This window comes from Actinacidiphila sp. bgisy160, from assembly GCF_057707815.1.
Genome location: NZ_JBYIQW010000020.1, coordinates 50,201 through 76,167, shown reverse-complemented (window position 1 = coordinate 76,167; position 25,967 = coordinate 50,201). Strand labels below are relative to the sequence as shown.

At 73.0% G+C, this 25,967-nt stretch carries 18 protein-coding genes; 11 read left to right on the top strand and 7 right to left on the bottom strand.

The window, feature by feature from the left end; genetic code table 11:
- Positions 1-50: 50 nt before the first annotated feature.
- Entirely contained in the window at positions 51-3,800 is a 3,750-nt protein-coding gene (locus AC3EUJ_RS18105; RefSeq protein WP_431962491.1) for a S8 family serine peptidase, read from the top strand.
- Here AC3EUJ_RS18105 and AC3EUJ_RS18100 read toward each other — a convergent pair.
- Both AC3EUJ_RS18100 and AC3EUJ_RS18095 read right to left on the bottom strand, forming a co-directional pair.
- On the bottom strand, positions 3,793-4,284 hold the full coding sequence (locus AC3EUJ_RS18100; RefSeq protein WP_431962489.1) for an ATP-binding cassette domain-containing protein: 492 nt from the start codon (positions 4,282-4,284) through the stop codon (positions 3,793-3,795). The genes AC3EUJ_RS18105 and AC3EUJ_RS18100 overlap by 8 nt on opposite strands.
- A gap of 97 nt (positions 4,285-4,381) precedes the next feature.
- Positions 4,382-7,660 (bottom strand): GH92 family glycosyl hydrolase, encoded by a 3,279-nt coding sequence (locus tag AC3EUJ_RS18095; protein WP_431962487.1) that lies wholly within the window; start codon positions 7,658-7,660, stop codon positions 4,382-4,384.
- Between the two features lie 856 nt (positions 7,661-8,516).
- On the opposite strand from AC3EUJ_RS18095, the gene AC3EUJ_RS18090 reads away from it, so the two are divergent.
- From AC3EUJ_RS18090 to AC3EUJ_RS18070, 5 genes are all read left to right on the top strand, one after another.
- The gene (locus AC3EUJ_RS18090) at positions 8,517-9,626 is read left to right on the top strand and encodes a hypothetical protein (protein WP_431962485.1); all 1,110 of its coding nucleotides are present in this window, start codon (positions 8,517-8,519) and stop codon (positions 9,624-9,626) included.
- Between the two features lie 149 nt (positions 9,627-9,775).
- Positions 9,776-10,660: an SCO4651 family lipoprotein gene (locus tag AC3EUJ_RS18085; RefSeq protein WP_431962483.1), complete on the top strand. Its 885-nt coding sequence runs from the start codon at positions 9,776-9,778 to the stop codon at positions 10,658-10,660.
- A 253-nt stretch (positions 10,661-10,913) separates the two neighbouring features.
- Positions 10,914-11,264, top strand: coding sequence for an SMI1/KNR4 family protein (locus AC3EUJ_RS18080; RefSeq protein WP_431962481.1), 351 nt, complete (start codon positions 10,914-10,916; stop codon positions 11,262-11,264).
- Positions 11,265-11,302: 38 nt separating this feature from the next.
- Positions 11,303-12,454, top strand: coding sequence for a methyltransferase (locus tag AC3EUJ_RS18075; RefSeq protein ID WP_431962479.1), 1,152 nt, complete (start codon positions 11,303-11,305; stop codon positions 12,452-12,454).
- Between the two features lie 50 nt (positions 12,455-12,504).
- Entirely contained in the window at positions 12,505-12,948 is a 444-nt protein-coding gene (locus AC3EUJ_RS18070; protein ID WP_431962477.1) for an archease, read from the top strand.
- A 33-nt stretch (positions 12,949-12,981) separates the two neighbouring features.
- Here AC3EUJ_RS18070 and AC3EUJ_RS18065 read toward each other — a convergent pair whose 3' ends face one another.
- The gene (locus tag AC3EUJ_RS18065) at positions 12,982-14,394 is read right to left on the bottom strand and encodes an RtcB family protein (protein WP_431962475.1); all 1,413 of its coding nucleotides are present in this window, start codon (positions 14,392-14,394) and stop codon (positions 12,982-12,984) included.
- 217 nt (positions 14,395-14,611) lie between these two features.
- Between AC3EUJ_RS18065 and AC3EUJ_RS18060 the strand changes: the two genes are divergently transcribed.
- The 4 genes from AC3EUJ_RS18060 (at position 14,612) to AC3EUJ_RS18045 (ending at position 18,595) form a co-directional block, all read left to right on the top strand.
- Positions 14,612-14,968, top strand: coding sequence for a PRC-barrel domain-containing protein (locus AC3EUJ_RS18060; RefSeq protein ID WP_431962473.1), 357 nt, complete (start codon positions 14,612-14,614; stop codon positions 14,966-14,968).
- 40 nt (positions 14,969-15,008) lie between these two features.
- The gene (locus AC3EUJ_RS18055) at positions 15,009-15,176 is read left to right on the top strand and encodes a hypothetical protein (protein WP_431962471.1); all 168 of its coding nucleotides are present in this window, start codon (positions 15,009-15,011) and stop codon (positions 15,174-15,176) included.
- Positions 15,177-15,300: 124 nt separating this feature from the next.
- Complete coding sequence (locus AC3EUJ_RS18050; protein ID WP_431962469.1) at positions 15,301-17,181, top strand: transketolase; 1,881 nt, start codon at positions 15,301-15,303, stop codon at positions 17,179-17,181.
- Between the two features lie 364 nt (positions 17,182-17,545).
- Positions 17,546-18,595, top strand: coding sequence for a hypothetical protein (locus tag AC3EUJ_RS18045; protein WP_431962467.1), 1,050 nt, complete (start codon positions 17,546-17,548; stop codon positions 18,593-18,595).
- 379 nt (positions 18,596-18,974) lie between these two features.
- Here the strand turns inward: AC3EUJ_RS18045 and AC3EUJ_RS18040 are convergent, their stop codons facing one another.
- The gene (locus AC3EUJ_RS18040) at positions 18,975-19,193 is read right to left on the bottom strand and encodes a hypothetical protein (RefSeq protein ID WP_431962465.1); all 219 of its coding nucleotides are present in this window, start codon (positions 19,191-19,193) and stop codon (positions 18,975-18,977) included.
- 463 nt (positions 19,194-19,656) lie between these two features.
- Here AC3EUJ_RS18040 and AC3EUJ_RS18035 point away from each other — a divergent pair, with 463 nt between their 5' ends.
- Positions 19,657-20,193, top strand: coding sequence for a precorrin-3B C(17)-methyltransferase (locus AC3EUJ_RS18035; protein WP_431962463.1), 537 nt, complete (start codon positions 19,657-19,659; stop codon positions 20,191-20,193).
- Positions 20,194-20,217: 24 nt separating this feature from the next.
- Here AC3EUJ_RS18035 and AC3EUJ_RS18030 read toward each other — a convergent pair whose 3' ends face one another.
- The 3 genes from AC3EUJ_RS18030 to AC3EUJ_RS18020 all read right to left on the bottom strand — a co-directional run bounded on the left by AC3EUJ_RS18030 (position 20,218) and on the right by AC3EUJ_RS18020 (position 25,960).
- Entirely contained in the window at positions 20,218-23,076 is a 2,859-nt protein-coding gene (locus tag AC3EUJ_RS18030; protein ID WP_431962461.1) for an FAD-binding and (Fe-S)-binding domain-containing protein, read from the bottom strand.
- Positions 23,077-23,118: 42 nt separating this feature from the next.
- Entirely contained in the window at positions 23,119-24,297 is a 1,179-nt protein-coding gene (locus AC3EUJ_RS18025; protein WP_431962459.1) for an anhydro-N-acetylmuramic acid kinase, read from the bottom strand.
- A gap of 85 nt (positions 24,298-24,382) precedes the next feature.
- The gene (locus AC3EUJ_RS18020) at positions 24,383-25,960 is read right to left on the bottom strand and encodes a sodium:solute symporter (RefSeq protein ID WP_431962457.1); all 1,578 of its coding nucleotides are present in this window, start codon (positions 25,958-25,960) and stop codon (positions 24,383-24,385) included.
- Between the last annotated feature and the right edge of the window lie 7 nt (positions 25,961-25,967).

Sequence of the window (25,967 nt, the reverse complement as noted above, 5' to 3'; positions counted from 1 at the left end):
GCTGACTGCGATCATCCCCAGCTCATCTAGTCCATGAGGTTCCCTTGCGCATGCCTCCGTCCCGCAGACGCGGGCTGACAGCCGCCGTCGCCGCCCTGGTGGTGCTGACGGCCACGGGTCCGGCCGCGGCCGACCCGACGACGCCGTCCCCCTCCCCCAGCGCGGCAGGCGCCGCATCCGCGGCCGAGCGCACCGTCACGCTGATCACCGGTGACAGGGTCACCGTGACCGGCGACGGACCTGCCCAGGCCGTCACGTCGGTCACCGGCCCGAACGGCCGGGCCGTCGGCGCCCACGTGATGTCGGTGGGCTCCGACACCTACGTGTATCCCGAGGCCGCGGTGCCCTACATCGCGTCAGGGGCTTTGGACGAAGGGCTCTTCAACGTCACCGCGCTGCTGAAGGACGGTTACGACGACGCGCGCAGCGACCGGCTGCCGCTCATCGTCACGTACACCGACGCGGCCGCGCGCTCCCGCAGTGCGAAGACCCCGGAGGGCGCCCGCAGGACGCTGACCCTCAGCAGCATCCAGGGCGCGGCGATCTCCGCCGAGCACGAGCGGGCCGCGGACCTCTGGTCATCCCTGACCGGATCCGAGGCCAAGGCCACCGCGGCCTCGTCGACGGCCTCCGGCGGACGACTGGCCGGCGGCATCGCCAAGGTGTGGCTGGACGGCAAGGTCGAGGCCACACTGTCCGACACCACCGCGCAGATCGGCGCCCCGGAGGTCTGGGACGGCGGGGACACCGGGCAGGGCGTGGACGTCGCGGTCCTGGACACTGGCATCGACGCCGCGCACCCGGACTTCGCCGGCCGCATAGCGGCGACCGAGAGCTTCGTGCCCGGCGCGGACGTCACCGACCGGCACGGTCACGGCACCCATGTCGCCTCCACCGTGGCCGGGACCGGCGCCGCCTCCGGTGGCACCGAGAAGGGCGTCGCTCCGGGCGCGTCCCTGCACATCGGCAAGGTCCTGGACGATTCCGGCAGCGGCCAGGACTCCTGGATCCTGGCCGGCATGGAATGGGCCGCCCGAGACCAGCACGCCAAGGTCATCAGCATGAGCCTGGGCGGTGGCGCGACCGACGGCACCGACCCGCTGAGCGAGGCCGTGAACCGGCTCAGCGCGGAGACCGGGGCACTGTTCGTCATCGCGGCGGGCAACTCCGGCCCGGGGCCCTACACCGTGAGCGCCCCCGGTGCCGCCGACGCCGCGCTGACGGTGGGCGCGGTCAACGGCCCCGGCAAGGGCGTGGACCAGCTGGCGTCGTTCTCCAGCCGCGGCCCCCGCGTGGGTGACAACGCCGTCAAGCCCGACCTGACCGGCCCCGGGGTGGACGTGCTGGCTGCACGTTCGCAGTACGCCCCTGAGGGCGAGGGCGCGTACCAGACGATGAGCGGCACCTCCATGGCGACGCCCCACGTGGCGGGCGCCGCGGCCCTGCTGGCCGCCAAGCACCCGGACTGGACGGGGCAGCAGCTCAAGGCCGCCCTGACCAGCACCACCGCGAGCACCCAGCGGTTCAGCCCCTTCGAGGCGGGCAGCGGGCGCGTGGACGCCGCCGCCGCCGTGAAGGCCACGCTGGTCGCCTCCGGCGACGCCTACGCGCAGACGCACTACCCGTACACGCCGGGCCAGACGGTCCGCAGGGACGTCACCTACACCAACTCCGGCGCCGAACCGGTCACCGTGGACCTGTCCCTGAACCCGGGCCAGCTGCCCGAGGGCCTGTTCACGCTGACCGACTCGCGGCTGACCGTGCCCGCGCACGGCACCGCCTCCGTCGGCGTGATCACCCACCTCGACGCGGCCGAGGACAACGGCGCGTACGCCACCCGCCTCGTCGCCACCGGCGCCGACGGCACGGCCCTGGCCCGCACGACGGTCGGGGTGAACAAGGAGGGCCGCCGGGTCAACCTGACGGTCACCGCCAAGGACCGGCACGGCACGGCCCTGCCCGGCACCCTGATCCTGAAGGACGTGGAGCGCAACACCACGCCCAAGGCGTTCACCGTCGACGCCTCAGGCCGCATCGACCTGCGCCTGTCCCCGAGCACCTACTCGGCGTGGCTGAACGCCGACGTGCCCGGCGTCGACGGCACGCACACGCTGGGCTTCGCGATGTTCTCGGCGCCGCAGATCGACCTCGACGCCGACCGCACCGTCCGGTTCGACGCCGCGAGCCTGCGCAAGGCGGCCGCCGTCACGCCGCAGCCGACCGCCAACCAGTTCATGCGGGTGGACCAGTACCGCACCAACGGCGACCTGTTCCCGTTCCTGGACAGCTACATGCCCGAGTACTGGCGCTACGACAGCCTCTGGGTGACCCCCACACCGAAGGTGACGACGGGCTCGTACCACTTCGCGACCCGCTGGCGGCAGATCCAGCCACCGCTGACGTTCTCCTCCGGCTCGCAGAGCTACGACGACGTCACCGTCCAGAGCATGTCGCCCAAGCTGCCCGACGGCACGGGCAGCTACCGCGCGGTCCTGGCGGGCGAGGGCTCGGCCGCGGACTTCCGCAAGGTCACGGTGCGCGGCCAGGTGGCCGTCGTGCGCCGAAGCGACACCCTGTCCGCACCGGACCAGGCCGCCGCGGCGGCGAAGGCCGGCGCACGGCAGCTGCTGATCCTGAACGACGGCTACGGCAAGTACGACCCCTGGGCCGACCTGCCCGACGCCGCGCCGCTGCCGGTGGCCTCGCTCGGCGCCGACGACAGCGCACGGCTGCTGAGCCGGCTCCGCAGGCCGGGCGCGGCGACGCTGAAGGTGGTCTCGCACCCGCGTCCGCGCTACGCGTACGACCTGATCCGCCACCACGACGGGGCGGTCCCGAAGGACCCGTCCTACCGTCCCGGTCCCCGCGACCTGGCCCGCATCGACGAGTCGTTCCGCAACAGCACCCAGGCCGAGGCCGTGGTGTACCGCGAGGACGTGTCGCTCGTCTTCAACCGCCCCATGCTCGTCCAGTCGACGCCGGTCGCGGCCCAGGGCACCCTCACCTCGTGGGTCTCGGCGGGCGACGACGCCCGCTGGATCTCCACCGCCGCCATGCACGACCTCGGCCAGCGGGGCGTGACGCGCACGTACAAGGCGCGCAGCACGAGCTCCGAGACGTGGTTCTCGGCGATCCAGCACCCGCGGCTGCTCAACGACGGCATCAGCTGGACGGCCCCCTTCCGGGTGGGCGACATCATCAGCACGTCCACCCTGCCGGCCTGGGGCGACTCGGGCGGTCACGCGGGCGTCGCCTGGGTGGACGGCAACACGTCGAAGGTCTCGCTGTACCAGGGCGACCAACTGCTCGGTGAGGACTACAACGAGCGGATCGTCATCGCCGAGGGGCTGTCGCCCGATCCTCAGCCCTACCGGATCGTGCTGGAGGGCCGGCGCAACGTGGCGGACCGCCCCTACTCGACCCGCACCCGCACCGAGTGGGGCTTCACCTCGAGCACCACGGACTACGCGAGCCTCACGCCCCTGCCGCTGCTGCAGCTCGACTACGCGGTGGCCACCGACCTGTCGGGCAGGGCGGGCCACCGGACCGGGCTGACGGTCACCGCCTCGCACCTGAAGGGCGCGGCGGGTGCCGGGGCGATCCGCTCGGCGACCCTCGAGGTGTCGTACGACGACGGCGCCACCTGGCGCAAGACGACGCTGCGTCAGTCCGGCACTGGCTGGAAGGCGCAGCTCGACGCGCCGTCGCGGGCCCGCTTCGCAAGCCTGCGGACGACGGCCCTGGACACGAAGGGGAACAGCGTCAGCCAGACCCTGATCCGAGCGTTCGGTCTCAAGTAGCCGACGGCGTCACGGGCGAAGGGCCCTTGTCCCCGGTGTGGTACCGCGGACAAGGGCCCTTTTCGGGATGTCGGCCCTGGTCGGGGATGCCCACCAGGTCCGCTGGTTCAAGGGCCCGTTGGCGAGCCTGCGCGGCGGTGAGGTCCTGGTGGATCCGCAGGGCCTCACCGGCTGTGCCGACGCAGAAGTCGCAGGTGAGCGCGGAGAGCGGGTCCTGGAAGACCATGCCGATGGCGCGGCCGCGGATGCCGGGCATCCGGCGGTCGGACAGCCCGAGCAGTTCGCGGTCCCCGCGCCGTACCGAGCCGGTGACCTCGGCGTCTTCCGGGAGCAGTCCGAGCACGGCGGTGGCGGTGACGGACTTGCCGGAACCGGACTCGCCGACGACGGCGAGGTTCTCGCCGGCGCGGAGCGTGCGGTCCACGCCGCGGGCGGCGTGCACCTGTCCGGCCTCGCCGCGAAAGGACACCCGCAGGTCGCGCACGGTCAGGACCGGGCAGCGTTTGTCCGGCGCGCCGCTGCGGGCAGCGCGAAGGGCGGGCGCGGAGTCTCCTCCGCGCCCACCCCTGGGATTGTCCTCGTCAGTCCACCGCGAGAGTGAAGACGTGGAGGTCCGTGTTGTCCGGGAGCTTCACGCTCGTGATGGTCTTGCCGTCCGGTGCCGTGAACGGCTTGGTGGCGAAGACGTACGTGGCCACCGGGTCCTTGTCCGCGCCGGCCACGTTCCGGTACGCGGTCTTGGCGACGACCTCGTTGCCGAACCGCACGCTGCCGCCGCCTCCTCCGACCGTCCAGTCGGTGAAGGACAGGTCGACGGCGCCGCTGCTTCCGTCGGCGTAGGTGACCGTCGCCGTGGTCTGCTGGTCGCCGTTGACGGCGCTGCCGACGAACGACAGCCGCGAGGCCGGGGTGGGCAGTTCGATGGTCTGGCCGGTCGCGGAGGCGTTGTCGGGACGGCCGGCCGGGGACTGCGGCCAGGTGAACGCGAGGCCTCCGGGGACCGTGCCCCGCGTGCCACCGGTGAGGCCGGCCGCGGCCAGGGCCTGACGGGAGTAGCTCCAGCCGCCGCCGTCGTAGTCCGCCTCGTCGTGGTCGCCGGAGTCGTCCGAGATGCCGGTGCTGTTGTACGCCGCGATCAGGGAGCCGGGAGCGGCCACCGTCAGCGCCACCGGCTGCTCGTACGAGGTGTCCCCGTAGCTCACCGCGACCTTGGCGTCGTAGAAGCCCTGCTTGACGTCCCCGGCCGTGGACAGGGTGATCTCCTGGGAGCCGTCGGTGAACGTCCCCTCCGCGGGGGACGCCGTGACGCCGTCGGGCACCTCGACGCGGAAGCGCACCTGTGGTGCCTGACCGCCGCGCAACGACAGGGCGCGGATCCCCACCTTGGTGCCGCCGCCCGGGGCGATCGTGGCCGTGGTCGGTCCCACGCCGACCTGGTACGGCTGCTCGCCCTCCCGGAACGAGGGCGGCGCGTCGGCCGCGTCCGCGCCCCAGGCGCGGTCGGCCGTGCCCGACAGCGTGTAGTCGAGCCTGCCGCCGTCCTGGACGAAGGAGGCGGGCAGCCACGGGCGGTCACTGGCGCGGCCGTTGACCTTCAGTGATCGCACGTACGGAGCGTCGGCCGCCGCGCCCGCCGCGCGGATGGAGATGTCGTTCCCGGCGGGGCGCTCGATCTCGATCCGCGGGAACAGCGGGGAGCCGAGGACGAGTTCGGCACGGGAGGGCACCTGCGGGTACATGCCGAGGGCCGAGAAGACGTACCAGGACGACATCGCGCCGAGATCGTCGTTGCCGGGGATGCCGCCCGGCTGCGTGGACCACAGGGCGCCCATGGCGGCCCGCACCGTCTCCTGCGTCTTGTAGGGCGCGCCCGCGTAGGCGTAGAGGTAGGGCACGTTGATCGACGGCTCGTTGTCCATCTCCGACTTCTCGCCGCCGCTGCCGGTGAAGGCCCACTTGCCGTCCGCCGTGTGGAAGAACGCGTCCAGCCGGTCGAGGGCCTTGTCGCGGCCGCCCATCGCGGCGAACAGCCCGGCCGGGTCGTGCTGCACCATCCAGGTGTACTGGGCGGCCGTGCCCTCGACGAAGCCGTTGCCGGTGGCCGGGGTGAACCCGGTGACCCAGCTGCCGTCGGCCGCCCGGTTGGCGATGTAGCCGCCGCTCGGATCGGCCGCGAGGTTGAAGTTGTTCTGCCACCACTGGGAGCGCCGGGCGAAGTCGGCGGCGGTGCGCTTGTCCCCCGCGGCCGAGGCGAGCTGTGAGAGGGCGAAGTCGGCGCCCGACATCTCCAGCGTCTCGGCGGCGCCGCCCCAGGCGTTGGAGACGGACGGCATGTAGTGCAGCTTCAGGTACTTGTCCAGGGACGGGCGCTGACCCACGGACAGGATGGGCTTGCCCGCCGCCGAGAGGTCCCGTTCCGTCGGCACGGTCGCCGCCTTCACCAGGGAGTCCAGCGCGCCGCGCAGGTCGAAGTCCGTGCCGCCGAAGGCCCGGATCCCGGCGAGGGCGGCGGGCGACGGGTCACCGTTCATGACGTGCGTGCCGGCGGCGCCGTGCAGCCAGCGGTCCCAGACGCCGCCGTTCTGCCGCGCGAGCTCGTACAGCGACTGGGCGATGTCCGAGCCGGTGCGCGGGCTCAGCAGGGTGAGCAGCTGGACCTGCGAGCGGTAGACGTCCCAGCCGGAGAAGGTGCCGTACTGCGCCTGGTGGCCGCGGGCCACTTTGTGGACCTCGCCGTCGCTGCCGCGGTATCTGCGGTCGGCGTCGCTGATGACGTTGGGATGGATCAGCGCGTGGTAGAGCGCGGTGTAGAAGGTGGTGCGCTCGGCGTCCGTGCCGCCGCCGACCTTGATCGCGCCCAGCCGCTCGCGCCACGCGCGGCGGGCCGCGTCCCGTACGGCGTCGAAGGAGCGGTGCCGCGGGTTCTCCGCGGCGAGGTTGGCCTCGGCGCCGGCCTGGCTCACGTAGGAGATGCCGACCTTGACGTTCACCGGTCCGTCACCGGGCGCGAACTCGACCCAGCCGCCCGCCCCCTTGCCGGCGACCGGGTTCCCGCCGCCTGAGAAGCCTCCGGTGCCGCCGGCGGCGTTGGTGGACCCGGGGGTCACCTTGTCGTCCTGCCAGGTGCCGGTCGCCTTGAAGGCCCGGTCGAAGCGGGCGGTGAAGTACAGGGTGTAGTAGGAGCGGCGGCCCTCCGGGTCGAGGTAGCCGCAGAAGTTTCCCGAGGTGACCGAGCCGGAGACGGTGCGGGTCCGCGGGTCGATGGTCACGGTCGAGTCCGTCGAACCGACCTCGGAGTTGGCGGTGCGGATCAGCATGGTGGCGGGCTTGTCCGCGGGGTAGGTGAAGCGGCCGGAGCCGGTGCGCGCGGTGGCGGTCAGGTCGGCCGTCACGCCGGAGGACAGGCCCACCTTGTAGCGGCCGGGCTCGGCGGTCTCGTCGGCGTGCTTGAAGTCCGCGGCGTACACCGCGTCCTTGGTGTCGGCGGCCGGCGAGGTGGTGACCTCGCCGGCGTACGGGAGGAACGGGATGTCGCCGCTGCCGCCCGCGCAGCCGGTGCCCGACATGTGGGTGAGGCTGAAGCCCCGGACGCGGGTGGCGTCGTAGTGGTAACCACCCGGGGCCGTGGTGCGCGTGGCGTCGCCACGGGTGGTCTCGGGGCTCCAGGACAGCATGCCGAGGGGCACGACGGCGCCGGGGAAGACGTTGCCGCCGTTCCTGGTGCCGATCAGGGGGTCGACGTAGGAGGTGGGGTCCTGCACGAGATCCGGTGGCGGCGCGGAGGGCGACGCCAGGGCGGGAGCGGCGCCGCCGACCGCCAGGACGGCGGACAGCAGCACGGACGTCGGAGGCAAACGCATGACGCGACCCTTCTTCCGGACGGGTCGCGCACCACGGGTCACACAAGCCGCGGGGACAGTAGCGCGCCCCGCCGGTGTGCGGGAAGACCGCCTCGGGTGCACGTCAACTCCCTTGACAACGTTGCCTCTCGGGCCGGTATAGTCATCCGCAGCTCAAGTGACAACGTTGTCGCGCACCACGGTTCCGCCACAAGCCCCCCTGCACGCACGGCACTCCGTCCCCACCCACCCGGTCCCGACTTCACGGCTGCACAGTGGGGCTACCGGCCCCCGGGGCCGGCAACCGGCCGTCCTCGCGCCGCCGTGGACTCGCCACCCTGGCCCCGGCCCGGATGCTCGACGAGGCGCGTGGCCCGGGGCCGGCGCGGGTGCTGATGTCTGCGAAGCCGCCAACACCGCTTCCGCGCGGACGATCGAGCGCAACGGCGGCGTCCTCGAACCCGACGGTGACCAGGAAACCGGGTCGGGCGCCGTGCGGCGTCACTGGGTCACCGTCGCCTGAACAGACGCGACTTCAGGGTGAAGCGCCCGCGCAGTGCCTCGACGGCCAACGTGCGGGCGACCGGTTTCCCCACCTTGGTAGGGTCCTTGGTGCCTCAACCCACCACCTGGCAAGGGACGTATGCCCATTGTGCCGTGGTCAACCCGCCACGCTGTCCACCGCCGGCCGGCCGGCGCACTTCGTGCAGCAGCCGCCGGACGTGCCGGCCGGGTGCCTGCGGGGCTGCGTGCCGCAGCGGCGGCGCTGGGCCTGGCCTTGCTGGCGGCAGGTTGCGACAGCGCCCCGGACCCGTCGGGCCTGCCGGTCAGGCCGGAAGGTGATGGGGGCGCGTGGCAGATCGACTACCGCAGCCCAGTGCCGGATTCCGGCCTCAACAGCCTGGTCACCGTCTCTGCCGACGAAGCGTGGGCCGTCGGCAGCATGGGCAAGCCCGACCACCGGCGCGGCAGTCTGCTGCATTATGCCGCCGGCCGTTGGAGCCCCGCGCAACTGCCCGTCGAGCTCCGCGGCGACCCCGAACTGAAGGCTGCGGCGTCGGGCCCGCATGACTTATGGATCTACCGTCGGGAGTCCATGCCGTATCCACCGTTCGAAGTGGAGGCGCGCCGACGGTATCCGCCGCCCTCGGAAGGCCCGGAGCAGCCGGACGGCGGGCGGCCCCGTCCGGCGATGCGCTGGGACGGCAAGCGCTGGCACCGGATACCCGTCCCTTTCCGCATCGCCACCCTGCGCGTGCTGTCCTCGCGCGACGCCTGGGCTGTCGACTGCCTGGGCGTCCTGTGGCACTGGGACGGCCGCCGCTGGCAACGAACCGAACTGCCGGTCCGGGTCCGTGATCTCGACGCCTCGTCTCCGGACAACGTCTGGGCCGTGGGCATGCGGATGGCCCTCACTCCCCCGTACCAGGTCATGGCGATGCACTACGACGGACACAGCTGGGAGCGGACGGGACTGCCGGAGCACCGCTTCACCCGGAACGGGGCGCTGCCCGGAGAGACCAGCACCCTCGGCTATGTCCGTGTCCTCGCTGCAGATGACGTGTGGGCGCTGGGGGCACACACCTGGGAGCCGGAGGACGAGGCGCCGACCGACCCGCCCTTCGAGCACTTTCTCATGCACTGGGACGGCCATCGGTGGAAGAGCTCCGCCTACCCGCCCAGAGCCGCCCACGACGCCGTGATACAGCCGGTGGCACCCGACGGCTCCGGGGGCCTGGTGCTGGGCGCCTGGCTGCGCCACACGCCCACCGGCCGGTATCTGGGCATCGACGCCCCGCCACGGGTCGAGGGCTGGACGAACACAGGGGTGGAGCCCTCGAAACGCCAATGGCTCTCGGTGTCGGACCTGGCGGCAGCACCCGGCACGCACACGCTGTTCGGGGCAGGCACCCTGCTCTCCCCCGAAGGGACGGCGAACAGCGGTAGCCGGGCGGTCATCGTCCGGTACCGGGCAGGGGCCGCGTGAGTTTGCGGCGAGTCCGTACCTGACCGGGCCTCGACCAGTCACGCCCTGAGCATGCTACGCGACCTGCGCGTTTAGGTGTCCGACGACTGTTGTATGGTTCGGATCCATTGATCGTTGCACAACTTTTCACCTCCCAGGGGGGAACTTTCATGCGCATTCGCCGCCTTGTGGCGATCACGGCTGCGGCCGGCACGCTCGTGCTCGGTCTCGCGGCCTGTGGTGACTCCACGAAGGACACGCCGAAGGCCGAGTCGACGCAGAGCTCCGCCAAGCCGGCGGAGAAGGAGATCTCCCCGGCTGAGGCCCTGCGGAACGCCGCCAAGGCGGTGGAGCAGCAGGCCTCCGCGAAGGTCGCCGTCGACACCGTCGACCCGGCCGACGGCAACGTCAAGGCCGAGGGCACCCTGAGCTGGAAGAAGGGCGCCGAGGGGGCCGAGCTGAGCATGGACCCCGGCTCCGACGCCGACATGCGGGACATGGCCGGCCCGGACGGCAAGGTCCACATGACGTTGGCGGACGGCAGCGTGTACCTCCCGGTCGAGGGGGAGATGGCCGCGGCCGCGGGCGGCAAGAAGTGGCTGAAGCTGGACGGCGCCTCCGCGGAGGACAACCCGGCCGACGACCTGCCGCACGGCCCCGCCGCGAGCCTTGCCGCCCTGTCCACCGCCACTGACCTCGCCAAGGCCGGCGAGGAGCAGGTGGCCGGTGCCGCGGCGACCCACTACACGGGCACGGTGGACATCAAGAAGCTGGCCGCGGACACCGCCGTCCTGGAGGTCATCACCAAGGACGAGCGCGACGCCTACGTCAAGGAACTGCACGCCACCGGCCTCAAGGGCACCGTCGAGATCGAGGTGTGGATCGGCGCCGACGACCTCGCTGTGAAGACCGTGGAGTCCGGTACGACCGCCAAGGGCCCGTCCAAGGTGACGATCGTGTACTCCGGCTACGGCCAGACCTCCGCCGTCAAGGCGCCCGCGGCCAAGGACGTCACCACGCTCGCCGAGATGATGCAGAACGCTTCCCAGGGCTGATGTCCCCACGTCGGTGGGTGCGCGGCGACCGCGCGCCCACCGGCCGAGCGGGCGCCATGGCAGGCCCCGGCGTCATGGATGAGCGCGCGCTGACGCCGGACTGGCTCTCGTCGTGGGCCGGCAGGGTCTCGCAGGCCCTGGCCCGGATGACGCAGCACTTCGAGCACACGCACGGGTATCCCCGGGGACGAACGCGGTCCGCCCGGCCGGGCGGGACGATCACGAGGCGGCGCGTGCCCTGGCCCGGGAGCGCTTGGCGCCCACTGACCTGATCACCCTCTACGGCAGCGTCGGCGAGGTCGTGTGGGCCGATGCCGGCAATGGATACTTCATCCGATCGCCGGACGACGTCCGGCGGTTCCTCGCGGAGTACGGGGCCGTCCGGGTCGGAGACGAGCCCGAGCCGTCCGGACCGGTGATCGCCTCGGACGGTGGCAGGCGCAGCTGCCCCACCGACCGCGAAGGCGCCGTGTGGCGGACCCGGACGGCGACACTGGGCGAACCCGGGACCGACCGGGTGGCGCGGGATCTGCGCGACTTCCTCGAGCTGCCGGAACGCTCGCTGATCCGCTTCGTCGCGACCGGCGACCCCGGGAGCCTGTAGCCGGGGGCGACGCGGGCAGCCCGTACCCTGAGGGGGCGATGAACCTCTTCAGCACGCCGTGGGGCGCACTCGAACTGACCCGATTCCCCGCGCAGCCGCGGGAGACGCTGCGGGCATGGGACGCCGCGGACGACTACCTGCTGCGGCACCTCGCGGAGACCGGCACGGACCTGACGGGCACCACCGTCGTCCTGGGCGACCGCTGGGGGGCACTGGCGACGGCGCTGGCCGCGCACCGGCCCACCCAGATCACGGACTCCCACCTCGGGCAGCAGGCCACGCGGGCGAACCTGCGGCGCAACGTCCCGGACGCCGAGGTGCGGATGCTGACCACGCGCGACGAGCCGCCCGCGCGCGTCGACGTGCTGCTCGTCCGGGTACCCAAGAGCCTCGCGCTGCTCGAGGACCAGCTGCACCGGCTGGCGCCCGCGCTGCACCCCGGCACCGTCGTCCTGGGCACCGGCATGGTCACCGAGATCCACACCTCCACGCTGCGCCTCTTCGAGCGGATCGTCGGGCCGACCCGCACCTCGCCGGCGGTGCGCAAGGCGCGGCTGATCTTCAGCACCCCCGATCCCTCGGTGGCCCGCGGGGCGAACCCGTGGCCCCTGCGGTACGCGCTGCCCGACGACATCGGCCCGTTGTCGGGCCGCACCGTCACCAACCACGCGGGCGTGTTCTGCGCGGACCACCTCGACATCGGCACGCGCTTCCTGCTCGCGCACCTGCCGGACCGCAAGGGCCCGGACCGTGTGATCGACCTGGGCTGCGGCAACGGTGTGGTCGGCACCGCGGTGGCACTGGCCAACCCGGACAGCGACGTGCTGTTCGTGGACGAGTCGCACCAGGCGGTGGCCTCCGCCGAGGAGACCTTCCGCGACATCGTCGGCCCCGGGGGCAAGGCCCGGTTCCTCGTCGGGGACGCCGCCGACGCCGCGGCCGCCGTCCGGCCCGGCGGGGCCGACCTCGTCGTCAACAACCCGCCGTTCCACTCCCACCAGGCGGTCACCGCCGCGACCGCCCAGCGCATGTTCGTCACCGCCCGGTCCGCGTTGCGGCCCGGGGGTGAGCTGCTGGTCATCGGGAACCGGCATCTGGGCTACCACGTGCGCCTGCGGCGGCTCTTCGGGAACTGCGAGGTCGTCGCGTCGAACCCGAAGTTCGTGATCCTGCGCGCCGTCAGGCGCTGACGCCGCCCCGCGGGAGACTTGAGGTCGCCTGGACCGGGCAGGCGCCCCCCATGGAGGACGAGACGTACGGCGGCGGACCGCAGGCGGGCGGGCACCGTGCGGTGCCGCACACCGCCGATGTGCGGATCGAGGCGTGGGGGCCGACCCGGGAGCAGTGCCTGGTGGAGGCCGTGCTGGGGCTGGTCGAGTGCTTCGCGGACGTCGCCGGGGTGCGGCCCGCGTGCGTGCGGCGGATACCGGTGGCGGAGGCCGCCGACGACGATCTGCTGGCTGATCTGCTCGACGAGGTCATCTTCCGCCTCGAGGTGCACGGGGAGGTACCCGTCGACGTCGAGGCGTCGGCGGACGACGGCGGGCTGGACGTACGAATGGCGGTGGCCGACGTGAGGTCGGTCGAGATGATCGGCGCGGTGCCGAAGGGGGTCTCCCTGGGCGAGCTCCACCTGGCGCCCGGCCCGTACGGGTGGACCTGCGCGGCGACGGTCGACGTCTGACCGCACGGTCCGCTGCCGGGCCGGCCCGCAGGGCTATCCCTTCACCACGCCCAGGGGCACCAGGCGGACGACCTTCCGGCACAGTCCGGCGCCCTCGCTCGCCTCCACCACCGCCGAGACGTCCTTGTACGCCTCGGGCGTCTCCTCGGCGAGGCCGCGCAAGGACGAGGCGCGGACCGCGATCCCCCGGGCCTCCAGCCGGGCCCGCAACTCCCTGCCGCTCACCCCGCGCGCGGCCTGGTGCCGGCTCTGCTCGCGGCCGGCCCCGTGGCAGGTCGAGTGGAAGGCGTCGCCTCGGGGAACCCCGGTCAGGACGTACGAGCAGGTGCCCATGGTGCCGGGGATGAGCACCGGCTGACCGACGCCGCGCAGGTCGGCGGGCAGGTCCGGGTGGCCGGGCGGCAGCGCCCGGGTGGCGCCCTTGCGGTGGACGCACAGGGTGCGCGGCGCGCCCTCCACCTCGTGCTCCTCGATCTTCGCCAGGTTGTGGGACACGTCGTAGACGAGGGCCAGACGCACGCCCGCCTCGCGGCGGAAGACCCGGCGGGACAGCTCTCCGAGGAGCTGGCGGTTGGCCCGGGCGTAGTTGGCGGCGGCCGCCATCGCGCCGAGGTAGGCGCGGCCTTCGGGCGAGTCGACAGGGACGCAGGCGAGCTGCCGGTCGGGGACCTCGATGCCGTACCGCCGCATGATCCGGTCCATCGCACGTACATGGTCGGAGCAGATCTGGTGCCCCAGCCCCCGTGAACCGCAGTGGATCATCACGCAGACCTGGCCGAGCGCGAGGCCGAAGGCGCCCGCGACCGGCTCGTCGTAGACCTCGGCGACCTCCTGCACCTCGAGGAAGTGATTGCCCGAGCCGAGGCTGCCGACCTGCCCGAGGCCCCGTTCGCGGGCGCGGGCGCTCACCTGGGCGGCGTCCGCGCCGGCCACGGTGCCGTCGTCCTCGCACCGCCGCAGGTCGCCCTCCTCGCCGTGGCCCTCCTCCACGGCGTAGCGCGACCCGCCCACCAGCACGCGTTCCAGCCGGCGGTCGCTCCCCAGATGCCAGACGGCTCCGGTGCCCGCGCCGCGGGGCGTGTCCTGGCCCAGACCGTCCATGATCGCGGGCAGGGCGGGCCGGAGCGTCCTGCGGTCGCAGTCGGCGGCCAGCAACCGGACGCCGCAGGAGATGTCGAAGCCCACCCCGCCCGGGGAGACCACGCCGCCCTCGGCGACGTCGGTCGCGGCCACCCCTCCGATGGGGAAGCCGTAGCCCCAGTGCACGTCCGGCATGGCGTACGAGGCTCCGACGATGCCCGGCAGCGCCGCCACGTTGACGACCTGCTCCAGGGCCTTCTCGGCATGGCTCAGCAGGGCGCGCGAGGCGAACACGACGCCGGGAACGCGCATCCGCGCGCTCGGGCCGATGCGGAAACGGTAGGATTCCTCTTCCACGACATCCATCACGGCCTCCGGGGCCGGTCGGCAGGCGAACGCCCCCCAGGTGTCGGGTTGCCACGCCTGACGGCGGTAAACGACGTGCCCCGGCCGGATGCCGGTTCCGGACGTAGCATGAGAAATGGGCCGGTGCGCTGTCACAAGCGACGACCTGCAAGGGCGGTCCTGATGCGTCCGCGTCGGGGCACGGTGCCGAATCGGCGCTCCACCGAGGGGCAGCGCAATGATCCATTCAGCCGATATCCGCGAGTGGCGCGACCGCGACGTCATCGACCCGAAAGGGCACAAGATCGGCGCACTGGAGGCGATCTACGTCGACACCTCCACCGACGAACCGGCGATGGCGACGGTGCGAACCGGCCTGCCCACGCGGCAGCGACTGGTCTTCGTCCCCCTCGACGAGGCGGTCGTCGGGCCCGGCTACGTCAAGGTCACCCAGTCCAAGGGGCTGGTGAAGAAGGCCCCGTCCATCGGGACGGACGACGTCCTGCCCGCCGAGCAGGAAGGGGAGATCTTCCAGTACTACGACATGGCCTACCACCCGGGCGCCGGTGGCGAACGGAAGCTCGCCCGCCGCTGATCGCCTCGCGCCCCACCGGGCCAAGGAGGTGTTTCCGGCCATGGCGCTCTTCCTGTTCCTGCTCCTGGTGGCCGTGGTCCTCGGGCTCATCGGCGTGGTCGCCGAGGGTCTGCTCTATCTGCTGGTCATCGGCATCGTCGTGCTCGTGCTCGACCTGGTGTACGTCGTCGTCAGATGGCGGCGTTCACGTGGTGGGCCGCTGCGCTGAGACCGGGCCGGAGGCGCCGGGAGGGTGCGTGCGGCCGGAACCGGCGGGCGAGGCGCACCTTCGCGCCCGGGAGGGGTAGCAGGCATCAGGTAAGCAGAGTCCCCGCGCGAAGAGGGAGTCCGTCATGACGGACCAGAAAGCCGCCGCCCACCCGATCGGGCCCGACAGCGACCTGGAACAGGTCTTCGAACTCGCCCAGCAGCTCCGTGTGGACTCCGTGCGGGCCAGCACCGCGGCCGGCTCGGGCCACCCAACCTCCAGCCTGTCCGCCGCCGATCTGATGGCGGTGCTGATGGCGCGTCACCTGCGCTACGACTGGCAGCAGCCCGAGAACCCGGCCAACGACCACCTCATCTTCTCCAAGGGACACGCCTCTCCCCTGCTCTACGCGATGTTCCACGCCGCGGGCGCCGTCGACGAGCAGGAGCTCATGACGACCTACCGCACCTTCGGAGCCCGCCTCCAGGGCCACCCCACCCCCGTCCTGCCCTGGGTGGACGTGGCGACCGGGTCGCTTGGCCAGGGCATCGCCTACGGCGTGGGCATCGCCCTGGCGGGACGGGACCTGGAGCACGAGCCGTACCGGGTATGGGTGTTGTGCGGCGACAGCGAGATGGCCGAGGGATCGGTCTGGGAGGCCCTGGACAAGGCCGGTCAGCGGCAGCTGCCCAACTTCGTCGCGATCGTCGACGTCAACCGGCTCGGCCAGCGCGGCCCGACGGAACTCCAGTGGGACACCGCGGCGTACGCCCGCCGCATCGAGGCGTTCGGCTGCCGCGCTCTGGTCGTCGACGGGCACGACCTCGAGTCCGTCGACCGGGCGCTGACCACCGCGGCCGACGGTCAGGTGCCCACCGTGATCGTGGCGAGGACGGTCAAGGGACAGGGCGTCCCGGAGGTCGCCGACCACGAGGGCTGGCACGGCAAGCCGCTGCCGCCCGACCTCGCGGAGCACGCCATCGAGGAACTGGGCGGCCTGCGCCACCTGACCGTCCGTGGTCCGCGGCCGCCCGAGGCCGCGCCGCGCCCGCCGGTGACCGCGACGACGCCCATGGACCTGCCGCGCTTCCAGCGGGGGGACGAGGTCGCCACCCGGGTCGCCTTCGGCAAGGCGCTGGTGGCCGTGGGTGCCCGCCCCGACGTCGTGGTCCTGGACGCCGAGGTCGGCAACTCCACGCACGCGGAGGACTTCGGCAAGGCCTATCCCGAGCGGTACTTCGAGACGTACATCGCCGAGCAGCAGATGATCGCCTCGGCCGTGGGCATGGCCGTGCGCGGCTACCGTCCGTACGCCGCGACGTTCGCGGCGTTCCTCACCCGGGCCCACGACTTCATCCGCATGGCGGCCATCTCGCAGATCTCCATGGCTCTTTCCGGCAGCCACTGCGGCGTGGAGATCGGTGCCGACGGCCCCTCCCAGATGGGCGTGGAGGACCTGTCGATGATGCGCGCGGTCCACGGGTCCACCGTGCTCTACCCCAGCGACGCCACCTCCGCCGCCGCGCTGACGGCCGCCCAGGCCGACCTCGACGGCATCTCCTACCTGCGCACCACGCGCGGCGCGTATCCCGTGCTGTACGGGCCCGAGGAGAGCTTCCCCGTCGGCGGTTCCAAGACGCTTAGGCAGTCGGGCGAGGACCAGGTCACCCTCGTCGGCGCCGGGGTCACCCTGCACGAGTGCCTGGCCGCGGCCGACGCGCTGGCCGCCGAGGGCATCACGGCCCGGGTGATCGACCTGTACTCCGTCAAGCCCGTGGACGCCGACGCCCTCGTGCGCGCCGCCGGCGACACCGGTGCCCTCGTCGTCGCCGAGGACCACCACCCCGAAGGCGGCCTCGGTGAGGCCGTCCTGTCCGCCCTCGCCGCGCGCCGCCAGGGCCCGGCCTTCGCCCACCTGGCCGTCCGTGACCTGCCCGGCTCCGGCACCGCGGAGGAACTCCTGGACGCCGCCGGCATCTCCCGTACGCACATCGCCGAGGCCGCGCGACGCCTGGCCTCGGGCTGAGCCACGGCGCGTCCGGTACGAGCACCGGCGGCCGTCGTCCCCGGACGGCGGCCGCCGTGCACGTGCACGCGCACGCGCCGTCGGGAACACCCAGCCCCCCAGGCCCTCGAACCCGGCCCGCCACGCACGCGGTGGCATGGGGCCGTCACCTGTACGGGCTAACCGGGCCGCCGGCCGGGGCGCCCCTCGGCAGTCCGCAGGGACCGGCGCCGGGCGCCGGCGCGGGCCCCGGCCCCGCGTCCCCTCGCCGGGCGATCTTCATCCGCTTCGCCCACGCTGGTGCCGGTGCCCGCCCCACCCGGCGGCGCCGCCGCACGCCACGGCGGCCTTCACGGCCGCCACGACACCCCACAAGGGAGCAGGCATGACATTGACGACGGATGCGCTCATACCAGCGCTCGAGGATGTGCGGGAGGCACACGCCGCGGTGGTCGACCGGTTCCGGGCCGACATGGCCGTCACCCCCGTCGGTCCCCATCGGCAGACCCTGGAACGTCATGCCGCCCAGACCGAGCACCACATCGCCCGCATCGACACCCACGTCCGCGACATGCGGCCGCGCCATCTGCTGCGGGACACCGGCGACATGGTCCGGACCGCGTCGGCGGGCGCGCTCCGCACGGCCATGGCGCCCCTGCACGTCGGCGCCCGCATGGTCCGCGGCGTCCTGCCGGGACGGGCACGGGCCGACGAGCACCAGTTGCTGAAGAACACCGAGGACGAGTACACCGCCACCGCGCGGGCCCTCGCGGCCTGCCGTGCGGGCGAGAGCATCGCCACCCTCGCGCAGGACGACCGTGCCACCGCGCTGCTGACCACGCTGCGCCGCCAGGACGAACAGCTCCTGCGCGAACTGGAGTCCAGCGTCGAGGAACAGGCGCTGGCCGTGGCCACCACGGCGGCCGGCAACGGTCACCACGCCCACGGCGCGGCCGGCCTGGCCGACGCGGCCGTCCGCACGCTGCGCACCACGGCCCAGCGGCTCCAGGCCGTCTGGACGGGCACGCAGCCGGCGCCCCGTCCCGCCGCCGACGCATCCCGGCCCGCCGGGAAGGCCCCGAAGGCCCACCCGCCCATGGCCCGGCACGTGGACCTCCCGCTGGCGGACTACGACCGGCTCCCCGTCGCCGAGATCATCCAGCGGCTGCGGATGTTCTCGCAGGCGGACCTCTCCGTCATCGAGGACTACGAACGCGAGCACGGCGACCGGGTCGGCATCCTGAACGCCATCGAGAACCTGCGCGGCAACCAGCCCTGGCCCGGCTACGACACCATGAGCCCGGATCAGATCACCGCTCGGCTGCGCGGCGCCGAACCGCTGGTGGCCCGGCAGGCCATGGACTACGAGCGGCAGCACCGCCGGCGCCCCGACGTCATCAGCGCCGCCAAGCAGCGCACCCGCGCCGCCGTCTGAACCGGGTTCACGAGGTCCCCGCCGTGGCACCACGGCGGGGACCCACGCGTGGACGCGGCCGGCACCGCGCACCATGCCGCGTTGTGCGCCGCGTCTCACATGGAGGGGGTGTGGGCTGCGAGAGGGTCGCCCGGACCGACACACTCCCGACGGGCGGGTCCGGGACGCCGACCGGTGTCCGGGACTGCGCCGTACGCCGGAGCCGCCATGCGTCACCACGGCCGGGGTACGCGTAGACCATGGGCAGCAGAAGGGAGCACTCCCATGGCCGACTCATCACTGAAGGCCGTCGGCTGTGGCGCGGCCGGTCTGCAGCGGCCCCGGGTTGTGCCGGCCGTCGGGCTGACGGTGTTGCTGCGGGCGGGGGTGTGACGGTCGGTCAGGGTCGGAAGACGTCCGGCGAGTGGGTCAGCGGGGCGTTGTGCACGGACGCCGAGTTGTACGTCCAACGGTCATCATGGGCCTGCCGGCGGCGGGACTGCTCGATGAGCAGGCCGTCGGCGTTCTCCGTGGGGCGGTTGCCGCGGCGCAGGAGCTTGACGACCAGGTACGTCACGAAGGACGTGAGCAGGAGCAGAAAGATCCCGAGTTCCACCACAGCGGCTCTCCCCCGTCTGTCACCACGTGACGTGCATCATAGCCGCAGGGCGATGGCTTGTCCGTCCTGTTGAGCCCCATTTGAGCTTGGGGGAATCCCGGTCGGCGCCGGGGGTGCAGAGCCAGGAGACGGTGTTCTCCGCCGCGGGAGTGTGGCCGCTGCCGGCGCTGTTGACGGCCGGATCCGGCGGGTCCGCCCGGGACGAGCTCGAGCGCGCGGCGGGGATCGGGGCCGGTGAGGCAGCCGAGGCCGCAAGGCCGCTGCTCTCGCGTCTGGACGCGCTCCCCGGCGTGGCATCCGCGACCGGGCCGTGGAGCAAGGCTTCGGTGCCGGAGCCCGGGTGGGCCGGCACGTTGCCGCCGGCCTCGCACGGGGTGCCGAGCGGTGACGTCCCGGCTGACCGCGGGGCGTTGGACGCGGCGCCGCCCGCCACCGCGTCCACGACACATGGCATGATCGCGCCATGGCACACGCACGCCGCCGCTTCGCCGGCACACTGGCGCTGGTCCTGCTCGCGGCCCTCGCGGGATGCGCCGATCCGGCCGCCGACCCACGGGCCGGGGGCCCGGATCCCGTGGGAAAGGGCTTCTGCCCGCCGCCGGAGGCGCCGCAGGCGGAACCCTCGCCGTGCATCACCTTCGACTGGAACCAGCGGGTCGCGGAGAACCACGCCTATCGCAGTCCCCTGCCGATCACCGAGGAGCAACGCCGACAGGCGGCGCCGAAGGCGGAAGCACTGGCGGCGGCCCTGACTCGGCTGGCGGCCTCGGGGACCTCGCAGGACGCGCTGCGCGCGGCGGCAGCGCGAGCCCTGTCGTTGACACCGTCTCAGATCGAAGTGAGGGGTGCCCACTTCGACCCCCCGCGCGATGTGCTGGTCGGCGGTGGCGAGGGGCGCGTGTGCGTCAACGGCACCGTGGACGGCGGGGGGAAGGCGCACGCCGAGGTGGTCGGGCGCACCGCGGACGGGACGTGCCTGCCGGGGCTGGGCGGACACTGAGCCCGCCGGTCGTCTGTCGCCCCGTCAGGCGGTCGCCTCGTCCAGCAGCTCCAGGACATGCCGGTAGGGGCGGCCGGTGGCACGGCTCATGCCCATCTCGCAGGTGCGGTTGCACGAGGCGTACGCGTCGAACGTGCCCGCGGTGATCTCCGCCGTCTGGGCGGCCGTCGCGGACCGCGTGACCTCCGGGTGGAGCAGACCGCGGTCCCCGGCGAAGGCGCAGCAGCCCCAGTTGTCGGGGACGGTGACCTGTTCGCTGACCGCGGCCGCGACCTGGCGCAGGGCGTCGTCGACGCCCAGGTGGACGGTGGAGCAGGTGGGGTGCAGGGCCATGCTGCCCATGCGGCGCGGGGCGGGCAGGGCGGGCAGCAGGTGCTCGGCGGTGAAGGCGACACTGTCGACGAAGCGCAGGGCTTGGAACCGGGCGCGGTCGGACTCCGGCAGCATGTCGGCCAGTTGTTGCAGCCCGTGGGTGCAGGAGGACGCGTCGCACACGACCGGCAGCCGTCCGCCGTCGCCGGCCTCCCACAGCGCTTCCAGCGTCCGGCCGGCCATGGTGCGGTGCCCGTCGGTGTAGCCCTTGGACTGCCACGGCGTGCCGCAGCACAGGCCGGTCAGACCCTCCGGGACGATGACCTGGACGCCGGCGCGTTCGCACAGCCGCAGGAAGGCGGCGGCCGCTCCGCCGCCTTCTCCCTCGGGGGCGAAGACACTGCCGATGCAGGCGGCGAAGAACACCGCTCGCGCCCCTTCGGGGTGCCGTGGGGCCGGGCGGGCCGGGCCGCCGCGCGGGACGTCACCGGACCAGCTGGGCACCAGTTCCGTCGCCCCGAGCTTGCGGACCGCGCCGGTGGCCGCCCGGGTGACCGGGGCGGGCAGCGCGTGAGCGGTGTTGAGCGCCGCGCGCACCCCGTTGACGGCGCTCCCCCAGTGCCGGGCGGTGGCGTTGCCCAGGCGCTGGGCGGTGGGACTGTGGCGCCGCGCGCGCAGGCGCTTCATGACAGCGCCGGTGTCGATGGTGACCGGGCAGGCGGTGACGCAGAGGCTGTCGGCCGCACAGCTGTCGACGGCCGCGTACGCGTAGTCCGCCTCCAGGGCGCGGCGGCGCTCCTCGTCGCCCGCGGCGGTGGCCAGGGCGATCTCACGCTGCAGGGCGATGCGTTGCCGGGGCGTGGTGGTCACGTCGGCGGTGGGGCAGACCGGTTCGCAGTAGCCGCACTCGACGCACGCGTCGACGGCCGGGTCGACCGGGGGCACGCTCTTGAGGTCGCGCAGGTGCGCGGCCGGGTCGCCGGTCAGCAGGACGCCGGGGTTGAGGACGTCGTGCGGGTCGCAGAGCCGCTTCAGCTCGCGCATGACGTCGTACAGCTCGTCGCCGTACTGGCGCTGGACGAAGGGGGCCATGGCGCGGCCGGTGCCGTGCTCGGCCTTGAGGGTGCCCCCGGCGTCCAGGACGAGGTCGACCATCGCGTCGGTGAAACGGGCGTAGCGCTCGGTCTCGGCGCGGGTGTCGAAGTCCTGGGTGAGCATGAAGTGCAGGTTGCCGTCGCGGGCGTGGCCGAAGATGACCGCGTCCTGGTAGCCGTACCGGTCGAAAAGGCCGATGAGGCCCTCGCAGGCGCCGGTCAGGCGCTCCATGGGCACCGCGATGTCCTCCAGCAGCGCGGTCGTCCCGGCGGGCCGGGCCCCGGCTACGGCCGTGTACAGGCCCTTGCGCTGGTGCCAGAGCCGGCCGCGCACGGCCGCCTCGCGGGTGAGCGCGGACCCGGTGACCGCGGGCAGCCGGTCCAGGACCGGCCGGGCGGCGGCCACGGTGGCGTCGAGTGCCTCGGCGCTGTCCTCGGCGAACTCCACCAGCAGGGCGGCGTGGCCTTCCACCCGCAGCCCGCGCAGTTCCTCGACGGGGTCGGCGGCCTGCTGCGCGACGCGCAGGGAGGCGGCGTCGAGGAGCTCGGCGGTGCGGGCACCGGCGGCCAGCAGCGCGGGCAGGGCGTCGGTCGCCTCGGCGAGGCCCGGCAGGATCAGCAGACCGGTGGCCGTGTGCGGCAGCACGGGGACGGTGCGGAAGACGGCCTCGCCGACGAAGCCGAGGGTGCCCTCGCTGCCGATCATCAGGTGGGCGAGGATCTCGGCGGGCTCGGTGTGGTCGAGGAACGAGTTGAGCCCGTAGCCCATGGTGTTCTTCATCGCGAACAGCCGCTCGATGGTGGCGCGTGAGGCGGCCGAGCCGCGGACCCGGTCGCGCAGCCGGAGCAGTCCGGCGTGGAGGTCGGGCTCGTGGGCGCGCAGCGCGGCGTCCGCGTCGCGGGCGGCGGTGTCGACGACGGTGCCCGAGGGCAGCACGAACTGCAACGACTCCATGGTGCGGTAGGCGTTGTCCTGGGTGCCGCAGTTCATGCCGCTGGAGTTGTTGGCGACGAGCCCGCCGATGGTGCAGGCGCTCTCGCTGGCCGGGTCGGGGCCGAGGCGGCGGCCGTGGCGGGCGAGGCGTGCGTTGGCCTGGCGCACCGTGAGTCCCGGTTGGAGCCGGATGCGCCTGCCTTCGTCGAGGACTTCGGCGGAGCGCCAGTGCGTGCGGACGTCGACCAGGATCCCGTCGCCGCCGGCCTGCCCCGCCAGGCTGGTGCCGCCGGAGCGCAGCGTCAGCGGCACGCCGGCCCGGCGCGCCCCGGCCATGAGCGCGCCGATCTCGGCGGCGGAGGCGGCGCGCACCACGGCCTGCGGCGTGAAGAGGTACGGCGAGGCGTCGTGGGCGGCCGCGACCCTGCGGGGCACGTCGGTGGAGACCCGTGAGGCGTCGGCCACACATGCCGTCAGCCACCCGGCCGGTCCGGGGTCGTCGGTGCGGGACGTGGTGGCGGGAGTGGCGGCGGCAGTGCTCATGGCTCCTCGGGTACGACGGTACGACGCGACGGCGGCCGACGGTCAGCGGGCGGGGTCGGTGATCCGCAGCAGGCGGGGCGGCCGTGCGGCAGGTTCGGGCAGCCGCAGCGGGGCCAGGCCGGGGGTGATGCTGCCCAACAGCGTGGCGCGGCGGGCGCCGGTGCCCGAAGGGAGGGTGCCGGGCAGACCGTTGACGGTGAGGAAGCCGAGCACGGCGAAGGCGAGCGCCTCCTTGGCGTCGGAGGGCAGGCCCAAATCGTCGCTGGGGCGCAGCGTCACGCCGGGCAGTTCCTCGCCGATCATGCGCATCAGCACCGGGTTGCGGGCGCCTCCGCCGGAGACGACCAGGCTGGTGACCCCGTGCGCCCGGCAGGCGTCGGCGACGGTGACGGCGGTGAGCCTGGTCAGGGTGGCGAGGACGTCGTCGGTTCCTGGTGTGGGCACGGCGGCCAGGGCCCGCTGCAGATAGGGCAGGTGGAAGAGTTCCTTGCCTGTGCTCTTCGGTGCGGGCCTGCGGTAGTAGGGGTCGTCGAGGAGGACCTCGAGCAGGTCGGGGTCGGTGCGTCCGGCGGCGGCGCGGCGGCCGTCCTCATCGAAGGCGGCGGCGCCGCCGGTGAAGTGGCGTACGGCCGCGTCCAGCAGGGCGTTGGCGGGGCCGGTGTCGAACGCCAGGGGCTCGGCGGCGGGGGCGACGACGGTGATGTTCGCGATGCCGCCGAGGTTGAGGGCCGCGGGCACTCCGGGCAGCCCGCGCAGCAGCAGGGTGTCGGTCATCCCGACGAGCGGGGCGCCCTGGCCGCCCGCGGCGACGTCCCTGCCGCGCAGGTCGGACACCACCGGCAGTCCGGTGGCCTCGGCGACCCAGGCCGGCTGGCCCAGTTGCAGGGTGCCGCGGACGACGCCGTCCTCGACCCAGTGGTGCATCGTCTGGCCGTGGGACACGACCAGGTCGGCGGCGCCCCCGCACAGCTCTTCGAGCGCGCGTGCCGCGGCCCCGGCGAAGGCCTGGCCGACACCGGTGTCCAGTGCGCACACGGCCTCGGTGGTCGTCGTCGCGGGCGGCAGCGTCGCACCGATGAGGTCCCGCAGGTCGTCGGCGTAGGGCACGGAAAGGTGGCCGAGCGGCCGCATGAGCAGGGTCTCGCCGTCCAGGGTGAGGTCGGCGGCGGCCGCCTCGATGGCGTCGTACGAGGTGCCCGACATCAGGCCGATCACGCGCATGGCTTCTCCCAACTGTCCGGTCCGGTGCGGTCGTGCGGTCCCGGGGTGGAGGCCGCCCGTCGGCGGCCCCCACCCCGGGGAGTCCTCACTCGACGCCGGCACCCGCCGCGACACGACCCGAGCCGGAGCCGGACTCCGGGCCGCCGTCGGCCATCCCGGCCGTACGCACCTCGGGGGCCTTGTGGAACAGGCTCATCACACCGCCGATCACCAGGGTGATCACGACACCGAGCGGCACCAGCCACTGGGCGGCGATCGTGGTCGGCACCGTCGCGCCCGCCACGGTGACGTCGATCTTCACCGAGCGCACGACGTAGGTCATCACGCCGACGGTGACCAGGAACGCGACGATCGAGTCGGTCTCGTTGGCACGCCTGACGATCCTGCCGAGCAGGAAGGCGCCGAGCAACGCGCCGTAGGTGTAGCCCGCGATGGTCAGACCGGTCAGGTAGACATTGCCCGTGCTGGTGCTGAAGGCGCAGGCGAAGACGGCCATCAGCACGGCCCACACCAGCGTCATCACCCGGGCGAGCTTCAGCAGCGACTCCTCCGACGGGGTGCTGCGGAAGAAGCTGTGGATGATGTCGGCGACCGTCGAGTTGGACATGGAGTTCAGCGCGGAGGACAGGGAGCCCATCGCGGCGCCGAGGATGCCGGCCACGAGGAGGCCGGAGATCACCACGGGCAGCCCGTGCAGGATGAAGTTCGGGTAGAGGTTGTCGGAGCTGGTCAGGCCCAGGTCCGAGAAGCTCTTGCCCTTGTTGTACGACCACAGCAGCGCGCCGACGAGCGAGAAGGCGGCGAACTGGAGGGTGACGAAGACACCGGAGGCGATCATGGCCTTCTGGCCGTCGCGCAGGGAGCGGGTGGCCAGCACGCGCTGGACGATCAGCTGATCGGAGCCGTGGCTGGCCATCGCGAAGATGGCGCCGCCGATGATCGCGGTCGGCAGGGCGAACGGGCTGGTGAGGACGTGCGCCAGGTCGAAGTTGGTGTCGAACAGCTTGAAATGGCCCGAGTGCAGGGCGTCGGAGAAGCCGCTGCCGCCGACGTGGCCGGAGAGCACGGCGATGGCGAGGATGGCGCCGCCCAGGTACAGGCCCATCTGGATGGCGTCGGTCCAGATGACCGCCTTGATGCCGCCGAGGTAGGTGTAGACGACGGTGATCACCGTGAGGACGATGATGATCAGGCGGTAACCGGCGTGCACGCCGAACTCGTCGAGCAGCAGCTTGATCGGGATCGCGGAGGCGAACAGGCGGACGCCCTCGGCGAGGAGGCGGGTGAAGACGAAGGTCACCGAGGCGAGCCCTTGCAGCTTCAACCCGAATCTGTCGCCCAGGTACTGGTAGGCGCTGACGAACCCGCCGCGCTTGTACAGGGGGATCAGCACGGTGGCGACGACGACGCGGCCGATGACGTAGCCGAGGGCGAGTTCGACGTTGCCGAAGCCCTGCCCGCTGTAGGCGCCGCCGGGCACGCTGATGACGGTCAGCACGCTGGTCTCGGTGGCCACCACGGAGAAGGAGACGGTCCACCAGGGCATGTGCCCTTCGCCGACGAAGTAGTCCTTCGCCGTTTTCTGCCGTCCGGCCAGTCGCAGTCCGATCCACGCGATGGCGATCAGATACACGACGACCACGACGAGGTCGAGTTGGCGCACGCTCGCT